The organism is Aeromicrobium sp. 10G20-16 (assembly GCF_055809665.1).
Genome location: NZ_CM147919.1, coordinates 3,160,182 through 3,174,991, shown reverse-complemented (window position 1 = coordinate 3,174,991; position 14,810 = coordinate 3,160,182). Strand labels below are relative to the sequence as shown.

Below are 14,810 nucleotides of genomic sequence, written 5' to 3'. Positions count from 1 at the left end.
TAGGTTCTCAGGCGCGTGTGGACACCTCAGCCGGCGGGAGCGGCGAACTGGGCCTGGTAGAGGCGCTGGTAGGCGCCGCCGGCCTCGACCAGCGAGTCGTGGGTGCCCTGCTCGACGATGCCACCGTCCTCCATCACCACGATGTGGTCGGCGTCGCGGATGGTCGACAACCGGTGCGCGATCACGAACGACGTGCGACCTGAGCGCAGCTGTTCCATGGCTGCCTGCACGAGCGACTCGGTACGGGTGTCGACCGAGCTGGTGGCCTCGTCGAGGACCAGGATCGCCGGATCGGCCAGGAACGCGCGAGCGATCGTGAGCAGCTGCCGCTGACCGACGCTGACACCGGCACCCTCGTCGTCGATGACGGTCTCGTACCCGTCGGGCAGGGTGCGCACGAAGTGGTCGACGGACGCCATCTCGGCGGCGCGCATCACCGCGTCCTCGGACGCGTCCTCGTCGCCGTACGCGATGTTGTCGCGGATGGTGCCCTTGAACAGCCAGGCGTCCTGGAGCACCACACCGAAGTCGTCGCGCAGGTCGGATCGACGCATGTCGGCGATGTCGACGCCGTCGAGCAGGATGCGACCGCCCTGCAGCTCGTAGAAGCGCAGCAGCAGGTTGGTCAGGGTCGTCTTGCCGGCGCCCGTGGGCCCCACGATCGCCACGGTCTGGCCCGGCTCGGCGACCAGGTCGAGGTGCTCGATCAGCGGCTCGTCGGGCAGGTACGAGAACGACACGTCCTCGAACACCACGCGCCCCCGCAGCGGATCGGGGTTCGGACCGTCGAGCGGCTCGGCGGACTCCTCCAGCTCGTCGAGCAGACGGAACACCCGCTCGGCCGACGCCACGCCCGACTGCAGCAGGTTGATCATGCCGGCCAGCTGGGTGAGCGGCTGGGTGAACTGGCGCGAGTACTGGATGAAGGCCTGCACCTCACCGATGCTGAGGTTGCCCGACGCGACGCGCAGTCCACCGATCACGGCGACGAGCACGTAGTTGATGTTGGACACGAACATCATCACCGGGGCGATCACGCCGGAGATGAACTGCGCACGGAACGCCGCGTTGAACAGCTGGTCGTTGCGTCGGTCGAACTCCTCGGCGGCCTCCTTCTGACGTCCGAACACCTTGACGACGTCGTGGCCGGTGAAGACCTCCTCGATGTGGCCGTTGAGCCGGCCGGTGCTGGACCACTGCTTGACGAACTCCGGCTGCGAGCGCTGGGTCACGTACCGCACGATCAGCAGCGCCACGGGAATGGTGAGCACCGCGACCAGGGCCAGCAGCGGGGAGATGGTCAGCATCATGACGAGCGTGCCGACCACGGTGAGCAGGCTGGTGAGCAGCTGACTGAGGGTCTGCTGGAAGGACTGGGCGATGTTGTCGATGTCGTTGGTGGTGCGCGAGAGGATCTCACCGCGCTCCGTGCGGTCGAAGTACCGCAGCGGCAGCCGGTTGACCTTGTCCTCGACGTCACCGCGCAACGTGGCGACGGTGCGCTGCACCACCAGCGTGGTCATCTGACCCTGGAACCACATCAGCACGCTGGCCAGGACGTACAGGACGAGCACGCCCGTGAGGACGAGACCGAGGGTGCGGTAGTCGATGCCGGCACCGGGCTGCAGGTCGACCGAGCCGACCAGGTCGGCCAGGGTGTTCTGGCCACGGTCACGCAGTCCCGCGACCACCTCCGCCTTGGTCTGCCCGGCGGGGAACAGCCCGGACAGGTAGCCGGTGAAGACGATGTCCGTGGCGTGTCCGAGGATCCGCGGGCCCACCACCGACAACGTGGTGCCGACGACCCCGAAGCCGACCAGCATCCAGACGAGGCGCCGATCGACCAGGAGCCGCGTGGCCATGCGCCGCAGCGATCCGCGGAAGTCGTCGGGCCGCTCGTGCCCGGTCGCCCCGCCCATGGGGCCCCTGCCGCTCATCGGGACTCCTCCAGCGTCAGCTGCGACAGCACGATCTCGCGGTAGACCTCGCAGGTCTCCATCAGCTCGGCGTGGGTGCCGGTGCCGACGACACATCCCTCGTCGAGCACGACGATGCGGTCGGCCGACCGGATGGTGGACACGCGCTGGGCCACGATGATGACCGCCGACTCGCGCGTCTCGGCCGCCAGCGCCGCCCGCAGGGCGGCGTCGGTGCCGTAGTCGAGGGCCGAGAACGAGTCGTCGAACAGGTAGATGGCCGGCCGCTTGACGATGGCGCGGGCGATGGCGAGCCGCTGCCGCTGCCCGCCCGAGACGTTGGTGCCGCCCTGGGCGATCGGCGCCGCGAGTCGTTCGGGCATCCGCTCGACGAAGTCGCGCGCCTGGGCCACGTCGAGCGCGTGCCACAGCTCGTCATCGGTGGCGTCGGGCCAGCCGTAGCGCAGGTTCGACGCGATGGTGCCCGAGAACAGGAACGGCTTCTGCGGCACCAGACCGATCGCTGCCCACACGTCCTCGGGATGCAGTGAGCGGACGTCGTGACCGTCGATCTCGACCGCACCCTCGGTGGCGTCGAACAGCCGCGGGACCAGGCCGAGCAACGTGGTCTTGCCGCTGCCGGTGGACCCGATGATGGCGGTGGTCTCGCCCGGACGCGCCGTCAGGTCGACCTCGTGCAGCACGTCGGCCTCGGCGCCGGGATAGGCGAACGAGGCGGCCCGCAGGTCGACCCGACCGCCGGCGAGCGTGCGGCGCTCGACCTGCCCCTCGAGCAGGTGTGGCGGCAGCACGCTCGGCTCGGTGTCGAGCACCTCGGTGATGCGCTCGGCCGACACCTCGGCGCGCGGCCACAGCATGAGCAGGAACGTGGCCATCATGACGGCCATGAGGATCTGGACCAGGTAGTTCTGGAACGCGGTGAGGGTGCCGACCTCGAGGTCGCCCGATCCGATGCGGTAGCCGCCGATCCACGTGGCCACGGCCACCGAGACGTTCATGATCAGCATGACGATCGGGAAGAACAGCGCCATCAGGCGGCCCGCGGCGATGGCCACCTCCATGTTGGCGCGGTTGGCGTCGTCGAAGCGCTCGGCCTCCTGGTCCTCCTTGACGAAGGCACGGATGACCCGCACGCCCATGATCTGCTCGCGCATGACGCCGTTGATGACGTCGATGCGTACCTGCATCTGACGAAACAGCGGCCGCAGGTGGCGAATGACCGTGCCGACGCTGACCAGCAGCACGGGAACCACCACGACCAGCAGGCCCGAGAGCTTCACGTCCTGGCGCAGCGCCATGAAGATGCCGCCCACCGCCATGATCGGCGCGGTGATCAGCATGGTCAGGCCCATGAACACCAGCATCTGCACCTGCTGCACGTCGTTGGTGGAGCGGGTGATCAGGGTGGGGGCGCCGAACTGCGCCATCTCGCGGGCGGCGAACGTCTCGACCTTCGCGAACACCGAGCCCCGCAGGTCGCGCCCCATGGCCATGGACGTGCGGGCCCCGAAGTAGACCGCCACGACGGTGCAGACGATCTGCAGCACCGTGATGGCCAGCATGATGCCGCCCGTGCGCACGATGTAGCCGGTGTCGCCCTTGACCACGCCCTGGTCGATGATGTCGGCGTTGAGCCCCGGCAGGTAGAGGTTGGCGAGGGTCTGCACCAGCTGGAAGAACAGCACGACGGCGATCGGCCCCTTGTACGGCGCCAGGTGCGACCGCAACAGAGGAATCAGCACCGTTGCAGGTTACAACCTTCGCCGGACCGGTCAGGCAGTCGACCTGTCACGTATCGTGCACCCATGGGAGCCACACGGACACGGTGGGCCTCCGTGCTGCTGGTGATGGGGGCGGCGCCGTGGTTCGCGGAGCTGTCGTGGGGTGGCTATCCACTGGTCTACCTACCGGTGGCCGTGGTCTTCGTCGGCCCGATGTACGGCGGTGCCGTGCTGCTGATCCGCGAGCTCGCGATCCGCACCGGCCGGGGGTGGCCGACGATCGTGCTGCTGGCGACGGCGTTCGGGGTGCTCCAGGCCGGACTGGTCGACCAGTCGCTGTTCAACCCCGCCTACGGTCGCTTCGACTTCCAGCACCCGGCGCACGTGCCCGGCATCGACGTCAGCGCCTTCTACGTCATCGCCTTCGTCACCGGTCACGTCGTGGCCAGCATCGCCGCACCGCTGGTGGTCGCCGAGGCGTGGTCCTCGCGCCCCGCGGCGTCGTGGCTGAGTCGACGCGGCGTGCAGGTCGTGGCCGTTCTCTACGTCGTGGCGACCGTGATCAACCACCTCGGCGTCAAGGACGAGGACGGCAACGGCTTCCAGGCATCGCCGTTGCAGTCCGCCGTCGCAGCCGTCGTCGTGCTGGCGCTCGCCGCGGCCGCACTGACGTGGCGCAGACGCCCGCGGACCGAGGCGCGGGTACCGCCGTGGTGGGTGCTCGGCGCCGTCGGCTTCGTCGCGTACCTGCTCTACCTGCCGGTCGAGAGCACCGGCGGCGTCGTGATCGCCCTGGCCGTCATCTCGACAGCCGTGGTCGTCATCGGTGGGTGGTCACGCAGCGTGCGGTGGTCGCCCGACCACGTCTTCGCCCTGGTGACCGGGACGATCCTGACCGGGACGGTCGCTCCGTTCTGGACCGACCCCTACGACGGGACGGTCAGCGCCTCCGCCGACCGGGTCGCGGACGTCACGGCAGCAGCGGTGTGCGTCGCCATCGTCGTGGCCACCGTCTGGGCCCGCAGCAGGATCAGACGACCAGATTCAGCAGCAGCACGACCACGAGTCCGCTGACCGAGAGCACGGTCTCCATGATCGACCAGCTCTTGATCGTCTGACCGACCGTCAGGCCGAAGTACTCCTTGACCAGCCAGAACCCGGCGTCGTTGACGTGGGAGAAGAACACCGATCCCGCACCGACGGCCAGCACGAGCAGCGACACCTCCGGGCCGGCGAGGTCCGACGCGATCGGCGCCATGATGCCGGCTGCGGTGATGGTGGCCACGGTGGCCGATCCGGTGGCGACACGGATCAGCACGGCGACCAGCCAGGCGAGCAGCAGCACCGAGACCCCACTGTCGCGCACGAAGTCGGCAACCACCTCGGCGATCCCGGTGTCGATCAGCGTCTGCTTGAAGCCACCCCCTGCTCCGACGATGAGGATGATGCCGGCGATCGGCGGCAGCGAGCTGCTGAGGACGTCGGACACCTCGTCCTTGGACATGCCGGTCGAGACGCCGAAGGTGAAGATCGCGACGAGGACGGCGAGGAGCAGGGCGACGAACGGCTCGCCCACGAAGTCCAGCACGCTCCGGGCGACGGTTCCCTCGGAGATGACGACGTCGCTGAAGGCCTTGCCCATCATCAGCACCACGGGAAGCAGCACGGTGGCGAGGGTGACGCCGAAGGACGGTCGCCGTTCGCGCTGATCGGGCGCCGAGTCGTAGAGGTCGCCAGCGGGCACGGGCACCCAGCGATCGGCGAGCTTCGCGAACAGCGGGCCGGCCAGGATCACGCTCGGCACCGCCACGACGATGCCGAGGGCGAGGGTCAGGCCGAGGTTGGCGCCGACGGCGCTGATGGCAGCGAGCGGACCGGGGTGTGGCGGCACGAAGCCGTGCATCGCCGACAGCCCGGCCAGAGCGGGGATGCCGAGGGAGATGATCGATCGTTCCGCCCGCTTGGCCACCAGGAAGATGACCGGCATCAGCAGCACCAAGCCGATCTCGAAGAACATCGGCAGCCCGATGATCGCGCCGATCGCCGCCATCGACCACGGCAGCATGCGTGGACTGGACCGACCGACGATGGTGTCGACGATCTGGTCCGCTCCCCCGGAGTCGGCCAGCAGCTTGCCGAACATGGCGCCGAGGGCGATCAGCACCCCGACGCCCGCCACGGTGTCACCGACGCCCTTGCTGAAGCTGCCGACGACGTCGAGCATCGGCTGGCCGGCGATGGCTCCGACGGTGAGGGATCCGAGGATCAGCGCGAGGAACGGGTGCAGCTTGGCGAAGGTGATCGCCACGACCAGCACGGCGATGCCGATCAGGGCGGCGGCGAGAAGACGGCCGGTGCCCGCGACGGCCTGCGCGGGGTCGGCGGCGGCGACAGCGACGTGGATCATGCATGGCCTCCCGCGGAGAGATCGGCCAGCGAGACGAACTCGTCGACGATCTCGGCCTGGCTCGGGGCGATGTCGAGCACCCACCCGTTCTCGTCGTCGCCGAGCGGCTCGAGGGTCTCCTCCTGGGACTGCAGCAACGACGGTGGCATGAAGTGGTCGCGATGCTCCATGCGATCCAGGATCAGGTCGTGGTCACCCGCGAGGTGCAGGAACATCGTGCGCTCGGCGCCACGACGCAGCACGTCACGGTAGGACCGCTTGAGCGCCGAACAGCTGATCACCCCGCCGGTGTCCTCGTGCGACGCCAACCACTCGGCGATGTCGTCGAGCCACGGCCAGCGATCGTCGTCGGTCAGCGGTGTGCCGGCCGCCATCTTGTCGATGTTGGCCTGGGGGTGGAAGTCGTCGCCGTCGGCGTACTCCAGCCCGAAGCGATCGGCGAGCTCGTGCCCCACCGATGACTTGCCGACTCCGGAGATGCCCATGACGACGACCAGCGGTTGTTGCATGCCCCAACCGTATTCCCGACGATCTGCCCGCACCGATCGCGGGGCCGAGCCCCTCGCGGGCTACATCAGGTCGCGCAGCTCCTTCGGGAGCTCGAAGTCCTGACCTGCCGAGCCCTGGTCGAAGCCGAACGCGTTCGAGCCGTCCTTCTGCGCGGCTGCACCCTGAGCCGCCGCCGCGCGCTTGGCGGGGTTGCCGGAGACTCGCTTGCCCTTCTTCTTGGACTTCGGCTGCGGCTTCTGGCGGGCGCCGGCGCGCTTGCCACCGGGCATCCCGGGCATGCCGGGCATGCCGGGTACTCCCCCGCCCTTGGCCATCTGCTGCATCATCTTGCGGGCGTCGAAGAAGCGGTCGACCAGACCGTTGACGTCCTGCACCTTGGTTCCGGACCCGGCCGCGATGCGGGCCCGTCGCGAGCCGTCGATCATCTTGGGGTTGTCCCGCTCGGCCGGGGTCATCGAGCGGATGATCGCCTTGATGCGGTCGACCTCGCGCTCGTCGAAGTTGGCCAGCTGATCCTTGAACTGGCCCATGCCCGGCATCATGCCCACGAGCTTGGACATCGAGCCCATCTTGGAGATGGCCTCCATCTGGCCGAGGAAGTCGTGCAGGGTGAACGAGCCGCCCGCCAGCTTCTCGGCCGCCTGGGCGGCCTCGTCGGCGTCGAACGCCTTCTCGGCCTGCTCGATCAGGGTGAGCATGTCGCCCATGTCGAGGATGCGCGACGCCATGCGGTCGGGGTGGAACTGCTCGAAGTCGGTGAGCTTCTCGCCGGTCGACGCGAACATCACCGGTCGACCCGTGACCGAGCGCACGGAGAGTGCGGCGCCACCGCGGGCGTCACCGTCGAGCTTGGACAGCACCACACCGGTGAAGTCGACGCCCTCGAGGAACGCCTCGGCGGTCTGCACCGCGTCCTGGCCGATCATGGCGTCGATGACGAACAGCACCTCGTCGGGGTCGACTGCGGCGCGGATGTCGGCGGCCTGCTGCATCAGCTCGGCGTCGATGGCGAGGCGACCGGCCGTGTCGACGATGACGACGTCGTGCAGGGTGCGGCGGGCCTCGGCCACACCGTCACGGGCGACCTTGACCGGGTCGCCCTGCCCGTTCCCGGGCTCCGGGGCGTAGACGGTGGCGCCGGCCTGCCCGCCGACGACCTGGAGCTGGTTGACGGCGTTGGGGCGCTGCAGGTCGCACGCCACCAGCATCGGCGACTTGCCCTGCTCCTTGAGCCAGACCGCGAGCTTGCCGGCCAGCGTCGTCTTGCCGGCGCCCTGCAGGCCGGCCAGCATGATCACGGTCGGCGGGTTCTTGGCGAACTGGATGCGCCGTGTCTCGCCGCCGAGGATCGTGACGAGCTCGTCGTTGACGATCTTGATGACCTGCTGCGCGGGGTTCAGCGCCTGGCTGACCTCGGCCCCGCTCGCACGCTCCTTGACGTTCGCGATGAACTCCCGCACGACCGAGACGGCGGCGTCCGCGTCCAGCAGGGCCACGCGAATCTCGCGGGCGACGGCATCGATGTCGGCCTCGGAGAGCTTGCCCTTGCCGCGGAGGTTCTTGAACGCCGACTGGAGACGGTCTTGCAGGGAGTCGAACATGGCGGCGGTGTCGTCCTTACACAGATCTGGGCTCGAGGGTCAGAGCTCGACGGTCGGGCTCCGGGGTGAGGGCTCGACCAGCCTAACGGGGTCAGGCGAGCGCGGTGGCGATGCGGTCGCGCAGGGTCTCGGCAGCATCGCTGGGCAGCCGGTCACCGGCGGCGTCCAGCACGTAGAACACTTGGCGCGCCTCGTCGCCGTACGTGGACAGGTGGGCCGAGCGGATCGAGTGGCCGGTCTCGGCGATGGCGTGGCACACGGTCCACAGCAGACCGCGGCGATCGGTCGCGCGCACCTCGACGACCGTGGCCGTGTGCGAGTCGGGCTCGACGAGTCGCACCCGGGCACCGACGTCGTCGTGTCGGGCGGCCACGTCGAGGCGGCCTGCCAGGTCGAGGTCTCCGGCCAGAGCAGGGCGCAGGCGGTCGCGCAGCACCGCAGGGTCGACGTCGGACCGAGGCACCTCGAACAGCGACACCGCGGCGTCGCCCAAGGTGACCGTGCGCGCCGATCTGATCCCGAGTCCGGCCAGGGCCAGGCCTCCGGCCAGGTCGGAGACCACGCCGGGACGGTTGGCCGTCACGAGGGTCAGCAACGAGCCGTCGCGGTGCGGCTCGACCGTCAGGTCCAGGTCGCCGGGCTTCATGACGCCGACCGCAGGGATCGGCACGTGACGCGGCCAGCCCTCGTAGTCGGCCACCGACGGCGTGGCCACCGACTCGTCGAAGACCTCACGGGTCTTGGCGACCAGGCCCTCGACCAGGCCGCGTCGCCACGTGCTCCACGCCTGACCGCTGGTGGCGCGGGCGTCCGACGCGGTCAGCGCGGCCAGCAGCTCCAGCCGCGCCGGGCTGCCGACGGTCTCGGCCACACCGACGGCGGTGTCGGGGTCCTCGATGTCGCGACGCGTCGCCGTGTCGGGCAGCAGCAGGTGCCACCGCACCAGCTGTCCGATGACCTCGGCGTCCTCGCTGTTGAAACCCCAGCGGGTCGCGATCTCCACCGCCATGGGCTCCCCCACGACGGAGTGGTCGCCCGGCAAACCCTTGCCGAGGTCGTGCAGCAGAGCCGCCACGGCGAGCAGGTCGGGCCGGGCGACGTCGCGGGCGACCTCGGCCGCATTGACGCAGGTCTCGAGGCTGTGCCGATCGATGGTGAACTGGTGGATCTGCGAGGACGAGCCGCGCAGTCGGATGGCCGCCCACTCCGGCAGCAGCCGGTCGACGACGCCGGCGAAGTCCAGCTCGTCCCACACCGGAACCAGCCCGGGCCCGGCGGTCAGCAGGTCCACGAGGAGCCGGGTGGTCGACTCGGGCCACGGCTCGGGCAGCCGGCCCATCGTGCGGTCCAGGCGGCCGGCTGATCCCGCGCTGAGTGGCAGCTGCTCGCGGGCGGCGGCCGACGCGGCCCGGAGGGCGATCTCGGGATCGGCTGCCGGGTCGGCGCCGCGGGTGATGATCACCTCGCCGTCGAGCACCCCGACCCCGTCGCCGAGCGACCGGACGACCGGCCCCGAGGCGGTGTAGGTGCCCGATCGTGGCTTCAGCGCACCCTCGACCCGCCGCCAGGCGAGCATCGACAGGTGGGCGACTCGTCGCCCGAGGTCGCGGGTGTGCAGGTCCAGCTGCTCCGGGCCCATCCCCAGCCGCTCGGCCACCTCGGGCACGAGCTCGGGCTCGAGCCGGTCCAGCCGCCTGCCGGCGACCTCGTGCAAGGTGTCGCGGACGTCGAGCAGACCGCTGCGCAGCAGCTCGGCGTCCGCGTGCGGCACGTCGATCAGCCAGGTGGCCACCAGTGCCCGCAGGATGACGCCGTCGCGCAGGCCGCCCCCGGACTCCTTGAGGTCGGGGACCGCCGAGTGCGCCAGCCATCCCGAACGCGCCAGGCGGTCGGTGCGTCCGTCCCGCACCTGCTGGACCCGCGAGCGGGCGTCGCGGCGCCAGTCGGCGAGCACCTCCGAGCGCAGCGTGCGCACCAGGTCGTCGTCGCCGGCGACACACCGTGCGTCGAGCATGCCCATCGCCGCGCGGTAGTCGTCGCCGGCCATCGTGCGCATCTGCGCGGTGTCGCGCACCGAGTGGTCGAGGTCGACGTGCTCGTCCCACAGCGGGTACCAGAGCGCCTCGGCCACACGCCCCACCTCGGCGACGTCGACGCCGGGGGCGTGCAGCAGCACGACGTCGAGGTCGCTGCGCGGCGACAGCTCCGAGCGCCCGTATCCGCCGACGGCCACCACGGCCATCTGGTCGCCGGGGCCCGCAGCCGCCCACAGCTCGGCCAGGCGGGCGTCGGCCGCCAGGGCCCGCTCCGCCCGTGCTGCGGCCAGATCGAGCTCGGTCAACCGAGCAGTCCGCCCGACGAGCTGTGCGTGTCGTAGGCGCTCTCGAGGTGCTCGACCTGGTCGATGCCGCTGACCTCGTGCTCCTCGGCGACCCGCCAACCGATCACCCGGTCGATGACCCGGCCGATCACGTACGTGGCGACGAAGGAGTAGGTGAACACGGCGAGAACCGCGACGGCCTGACGACCCAGCTGTTCGAGACCGCCACCGTAGAACAGTCCGGCGGTGCCCCCGAGGGCCTCGGCACTGGCTCCGGTGGCGAGGAGTCCGATCAGCAGGGTGCCGACCACACCGCCGACCCCGTGCACGCCGACCACGTCGAGCGAGTCGTCGTAGTTCCAGCGGTACTTGAGGCCGACCGCCCAGGAGCACACCGATCCGGCGGCCAGCCCGACCACCACGGACCCGAGCGGGGAGACGGTGCCGCACGCCGGGGTGATCGCGACCAATCCGGCGATCGCGCCGGACGCCGCTCCGAAGCTGGTGCCCTTGCGCTCGCGGACGATCTCGACGGCCAGCCAGCCCAGCACGGCCGACGCGCCGGCCCCGGTGGTGTTGATCAGCACCAGCCCGGCGGTGGCGTTCGCGGCCAGCGCGGAGCCGGCGTTGAAGCCGTACCAGCCGAACCACAGCAGGCCGGCGCCCAGCAGCACGGCCGGGAGGTTGTGCGGACGCATCGGGTCCTTCTTCCACCCGATCCGTCGGCCCACCACGAGCACGAGCGCCAGCGCCGCCGCGCCGGAGTTGATCTCGACCGCGAGCCCACCGGCGAAGTCGAGCGCGCCGAGACGGTTGGCGATCCAGCCACCGGTCTGCCCGCCGTCGCCGTCGAAGGCGAAGACCCAGTGCGCCACGGGAGCGTAGACGATCACCAGCCACACCGGCACGAACACCATCCAGGCGGAGAACCGCACGCGATCGGCGATGGCACCGCTGATCAGGGCGACGGTGACCACCCCGAACAGCATCTGGAAGACCACGAAGACGTAGGTGGGAATGGTGCCGGTCAACGAGTCCGGCGTGAGCCCGCGCAGACCGAACCACTGCATGCCGCCGACCAGGCCGCCACCGGCGTCGTCACCGAAGGCGATCGTGTAGCCGATGACGAACCACACGACCGGTGCGATTGCCAGGGCCCCGAAGCTCATCATCATCATGTTGAGCACGGACTTGGACCGCACCATGCCGCCGTAGAAGAACGCCAGCCCGGGCACCATCAGCAGGACCATGGCCGTCGAGGCGAGCAGCCATGCGGTGTCTCCAGCGTTCACGCGTCCTCCACGGTCGTTCCGTCCACCATCGGCTCGCCCACCATGGCGAAAGCCTCCGGCACCCTATCGCGGGTGCCGGAGGCCTCGTGGAGATGACGAGCTACACGGCCGCTTCGTCGGTCTCGCCGGTGCGCACGCGCACCACCGAGTCGACCGGCATGACCCACACCTTGCCGTCACCGATCTTGCCCGTCTGGGCTGCTCCGGTGATGGTGGAGACGACGCTCTCGACGTCGCCGTCGTCGACGACGACCTCGAGGCGGATCTTGGGGACCAGCGACACGTCGTACTCGGCGCCGCGGTAGACCTCGGTGTGGCCCTTCTGCTGGCCGTAGCCGCTGGCCTCGGTGACGGTCATGCCCGCCACGCCGGCCGCTGCGAGGGCCTCGCGGACCTCTTCCCACTTGTGCGGCTTGATGACCGCTGTCACGAGCTTCATCTGATTCAGACTCCCGTCTTGAGGTTCGAACCGCCGAGCAGTCCGGCTTCGTCGTACGCGGTCTCGAGGTGCTCGACCTGGTCGATGCCGAGGACCTCGTCCTCCTCGTCGAGGCGGAACCCGATCGTCACGTCGATCAACTTACCGATGATGTACGTCAGCACGAAGGAGTAGCCCAGCACCGCGAACGCGGCGACGGCCTGCTTGCCGAGCTGCGACGCGTCTCCACCGTAGAAGAGTCCGACGTCTCCCACCGCGAGGAACCCGATCAGCAGCGTGCCGACCAGACCTCCCACGAGGTGCACGCCGACCACGTCGAGCGAGTCGTCGAACCCGAAGCGGTACTTCAGCCCCACCGCGAGCGCACACAGCACGCCCGCGATGACGCCGAGCAGGATGGACCCGACCGGCGAGAGGGCGCCGGCAGCAGGGGTGATGGCGACCAGGCCCGCGACGGCACCGGAGGCGGCGCCGAGGCTGGTGCCCTTCTTCTCGCGGATCGCCTCGACCGCCAGCCAGCCGAGGATGGCGGCCGCGGTGGCCACGGCGGTGTTGACGAACGCGAGGGCCGCCGTGCCGTTGGCACCCAGCGCCGAGCCGGCGTTGAAGCCGAACCAGCCGAACCACAGCAGGCCGGCACCGAGCAGCACGAACGGCAGGTTGTGCGGACGCATCGGGTCGCGTCGCCACCCGACGCGCTTGCCGAGCACCAGCGCCAGGGCGAGGCCGGCGGCGCCGGCGTTGATGTGCACCGCGGTGCCTCCAGCGAAGTCGATCGCCTCGAGCTGGGTGGCGATCCAGCCGCCCCCCTCACCGGCACTGCCGCCGAAGTCGAACACCCAGTGCGCGACCGGGAAGTACACGACGCTGACCCACACGACGGTGAAGACGACCCAGGCCCCGAACTTGGCCCGGTCGGCGATCGCGCCGCTGATCAGGGCCACGGTGATGATCGCGAACATCAGCTGGAACGCGACGAACACGTACTCGGGGATGGTGCCGTAGAGCGTGTCGACGCCGATGTTGTCCAGTCCGAGGCGATCGAAGCCGCCGAGCAGCCCGTTGCCGCCGGGGCTGAACGCGAAGGAGTACCCGTACAGCACCCAGAGGACGGGGACGATCGCCAGTGCGGCGAAGCTCATCATCATCATGTTGAGCACGGTCTTGGAGCGGACCATGCCGCCGTAGAAGAACGCCAGTCCTGGCGTCATGAGCAGGACCAGCGCCGAGCTGGCCAGGATCCACGCGGTGTCGCCGGTATCCATGAGACCTCCGAGTTCAGATGGCGCGAACCGCTGCGGCTCGCATCACGCCACTGTCGTCGGCGAGCGTTTCGCCCCGCGCCCCCGGATGTTGCGATCAGGTCACGAAATCGCCGGTCGTGTTACAGCCAGGTTTCAGGCCACCCGCACCCCGGTCAGGACAGCAGCGCGTCGACGAACTCCGCGGCGTCGAAGGGGGCGAGGTCGTCGGCACCCTCGCCGAGGCCGACGAACTTGACCGGGACGCCGAGCTCCTGCTGGACGGCGATGACGATGCCGCCCTTGGCGGTGCCGTCGAGCTTGGTCAGGACGATGCCGGTGACGTCGACGACCTCACCGAAGACCCGCGCCTGGGTGAGACCGTTCTGGCCGGTGGTGGCGTCGATGACCAGCAGCACCTCGGTGACCGGCGCCTGCTTCTCGATGACGCGCTTGACCTTGCCGAGCTCGTCCATCAGTCCACTCTTGGTGTGCAGGCGGCCTGCGGTGTCGACCAGCACGACGTCCGTGCCGTCGGCGATGCCCCGCTGGACGGCCTCGAAGCCGACGCTGGCCGGGTCGCCGCCCTCCGGCCCACGCACGGTCGCGACCCCGACCCGCTCGCCCCAGGTCTGCAGCTGGTCGGCAGCCGCGGCGCGGAAGGTGTCGGCAGCGCCGAGGATGACGGTCTTGTCCTCGGCCACCAGCACGCGGGCGATGCGGCCGACCGTGGTGGTCTTGCCGGTGCCGTTCACCCCCACGACCAGCACGACGCCGGGCTTGCCGTCGTCACCGGTCGAGGCCAGCGAGCGGTCGCGCGACGGGTCGACGATCGCGATCATCTCCTCACGCAGCACGGCGCGGGCACGCTCGGGGTCCGTGACGCCCTCGACCTGCATGCGGGTGCGCAAGGACTCGACCAGCGCCTGGGTGGGCCCGACGCCGACGTCGGCGGCGAGCAACGTGTCCTCGATCTCCTCCCACGCGGCGTCGTCGAGGGTGGCTCGACCGAGCACGGCCAGCAGGCCCTTGCCGAGCGAGGAGTTGGAGCGGGCCAGTCGGCTGCGCAGCCGCACCAGCCGCCCCTGCGGCTGGTCGGGGCGTTCGAGGTCGGACAGGCCCTCCTCGAACGGCGGCTCCTCGTCCTCGGCCTCGAGATGTGGTTCGGGGTGCTCCGGATGGTCGATGACCTCCGACGTGATCTCGTCGAGCACGTCCGGCGGCGGCAGCGTCGTGTCGCTGCGACGCGAGGTCAGCAGGGCCACACCACCACCGAGCACGATGATGGCGACGACGATGATCAGGACGAGGACGAGCGTGGTCACCGCTCCAGCCTAGATAC

11 protein-coding genes are annotated in these 14,810 nt (G+C 69.9%); 1 reads left to right on the top strand and 10 read right to left on the bottom strand.

From position 1 onward, the window contains the following. Positions 1 to 26: 26 nt before the first annotated feature. Together AC0L5F_RS16335 and AC0L5F_RS16330 are read right to left on the bottom strand one after the other, a co-directional pair. A complete protein-coding gene (locus AC0L5F_RS16335; RefSeq protein WP_473314486.1) occupies positions 27 to 1,937 on the bottom strand; it encodes an ABC transporter ATP-binding protein in 1,911 nt (636 codons plus the stop codon). After that, positions 1,934 to 3,679 carry an ABC transporter ATP-binding protein gene (locus AC0L5F_RS16330; protein ID WP_473314485.1) on the bottom strand — a complete coding sequence of 582 codons (1,746 nt, stop codon included), beginning with the start codon at positions 3,677 to 3,679 and terminating at the stop codon, positions 1,934 to 1,936. The genes AC0L5F_RS16335 and AC0L5F_RS16330 overlap by 4 nt, the downstream gene beginning before the upstream one ends. A 63-nt stretch (positions 3,680 to 3,742) precedes the next feature. On the opposite strand from AC0L5F_RS16330, the gene AC0L5F_RS16325 reads away from it, so the two are divergent. Further along, entirely contained in the window at positions 3,743 to 4,732 is a 990-nt protein-coding gene (locus tag AC0L5F_RS16325) for a hypothetical protein (RefSeq protein WP_473314484.1), read from the top strand. On the opposite strand, the gene AC0L5F_RS16320 is transcribed toward AC0L5F_RS16325, so the two are convergent. The 8 genes from AC0L5F_RS16320 to ftsY form a co-directional block, all read right to left on the bottom strand. Beyond that, positions 4,689 to 6,065 carry a GntT/GntP/DsdX family permease gene (locus AC0L5F_RS16320; RefSeq protein ID WP_473314483.1) on the bottom strand — a complete coding sequence of 459 codons (1,377 nt, stop codon included), beginning with the start codon at positions 6,063 to 6,065 and terminating at the stop codon, positions 4,689 to 4,691. The two genes, AC0L5F_RS16325 and AC0L5F_RS16320, sit on opposite strands and share 44 nt — an antisense overlap. Beyond that, positions 6,062 to 6,574, bottom strand: coding sequence for a gluconokinase (locus tag AC0L5F_RS16315; RefSeq protein ID WP_473314482.1), 513 nt, complete (start codon positions 6,572 to 6,574; stop codon positions 6,062 to 6,064). The genes AC0L5F_RS16320 and AC0L5F_RS16315 overlap by 4 nt, the downstream gene beginning before the upstream one ends. Positions 6,575 to 6,634: 60 nt before the next feature. Next, on the bottom strand, positions 6,635 to 8,176 hold the full coding sequence (ffh, locus tag AC0L5F_RS16310) for a signal recognition particle protein (protein WP_473314481.1): 1,542 nt from the start codon (positions 8,174 to 8,176) through the stop codon (positions 6,635 to 6,637). 91 nt (positions 8,177 to 8,267) lie between these two features. Next, on the bottom strand, positions 8,268 to 10,517 hold the full coding sequence (locus AC0L5F_RS16305) for a [protein-PII] uridylyltransferase (protein WP_473314480.1): 2,250 nt from the start codon (positions 10,515 to 10,517) through the stop codon (positions 8,268 to 8,270). Further along, the gene (locus AC0L5F_RS16300) at positions 10,514 to 11,788 is read right to left on the bottom strand and encodes an ammonium transporter (protein WP_473314479.1); all 1,275 of its coding nucleotides are present in this window, start codon (positions 11,786 to 11,788) and stop codon (positions 10,514 to 10,516) included. The genes AC0L5F_RS16305 and AC0L5F_RS16300 overlap by 4 nt, the downstream gene beginning before the upstream one ends. A 100-nt stretch (positions 11,789 to 11,888) precedes the next feature. After that, complete coding sequence (locus AC0L5F_RS16295; protein WP_473314478.1) at positions 11,889 to 12,227, bottom strand: P-II family nitrogen regulator; 339 nt, start codon at positions 12,225 to 12,227, stop codon at positions 11,889 to 11,891. A gap of 5 nt (positions 12,228 to 12,232) precedes the next feature. Continuing rightward, complete coding sequence (locus AC0L5F_RS16290) at positions 12,233 to 13,492, bottom strand: ammonium transporter (protein ID WP_473314477.1); 1,260 nt, start codon at positions 13,490 to 13,492, stop codon at positions 12,233 to 12,235. Positions 13,493 to 13,644: 152 nt separating this feature from the next. Beyond that, positions 13,645 to 14,793 carry a signal recognition particle-docking protein FtsY gene (ftsY, locus tag AC0L5F_RS16285; RefSeq protein WP_473314476.1) on the bottom strand — a complete coding sequence of 383 codons (1,149 nt, stop codon included), beginning with the start codon at positions 14,791 to 14,793 and terminating at the stop codon, positions 13,645 to 13,647. Positions 14,794 to 14,810 lie beyond the last annotated feature (17 nt).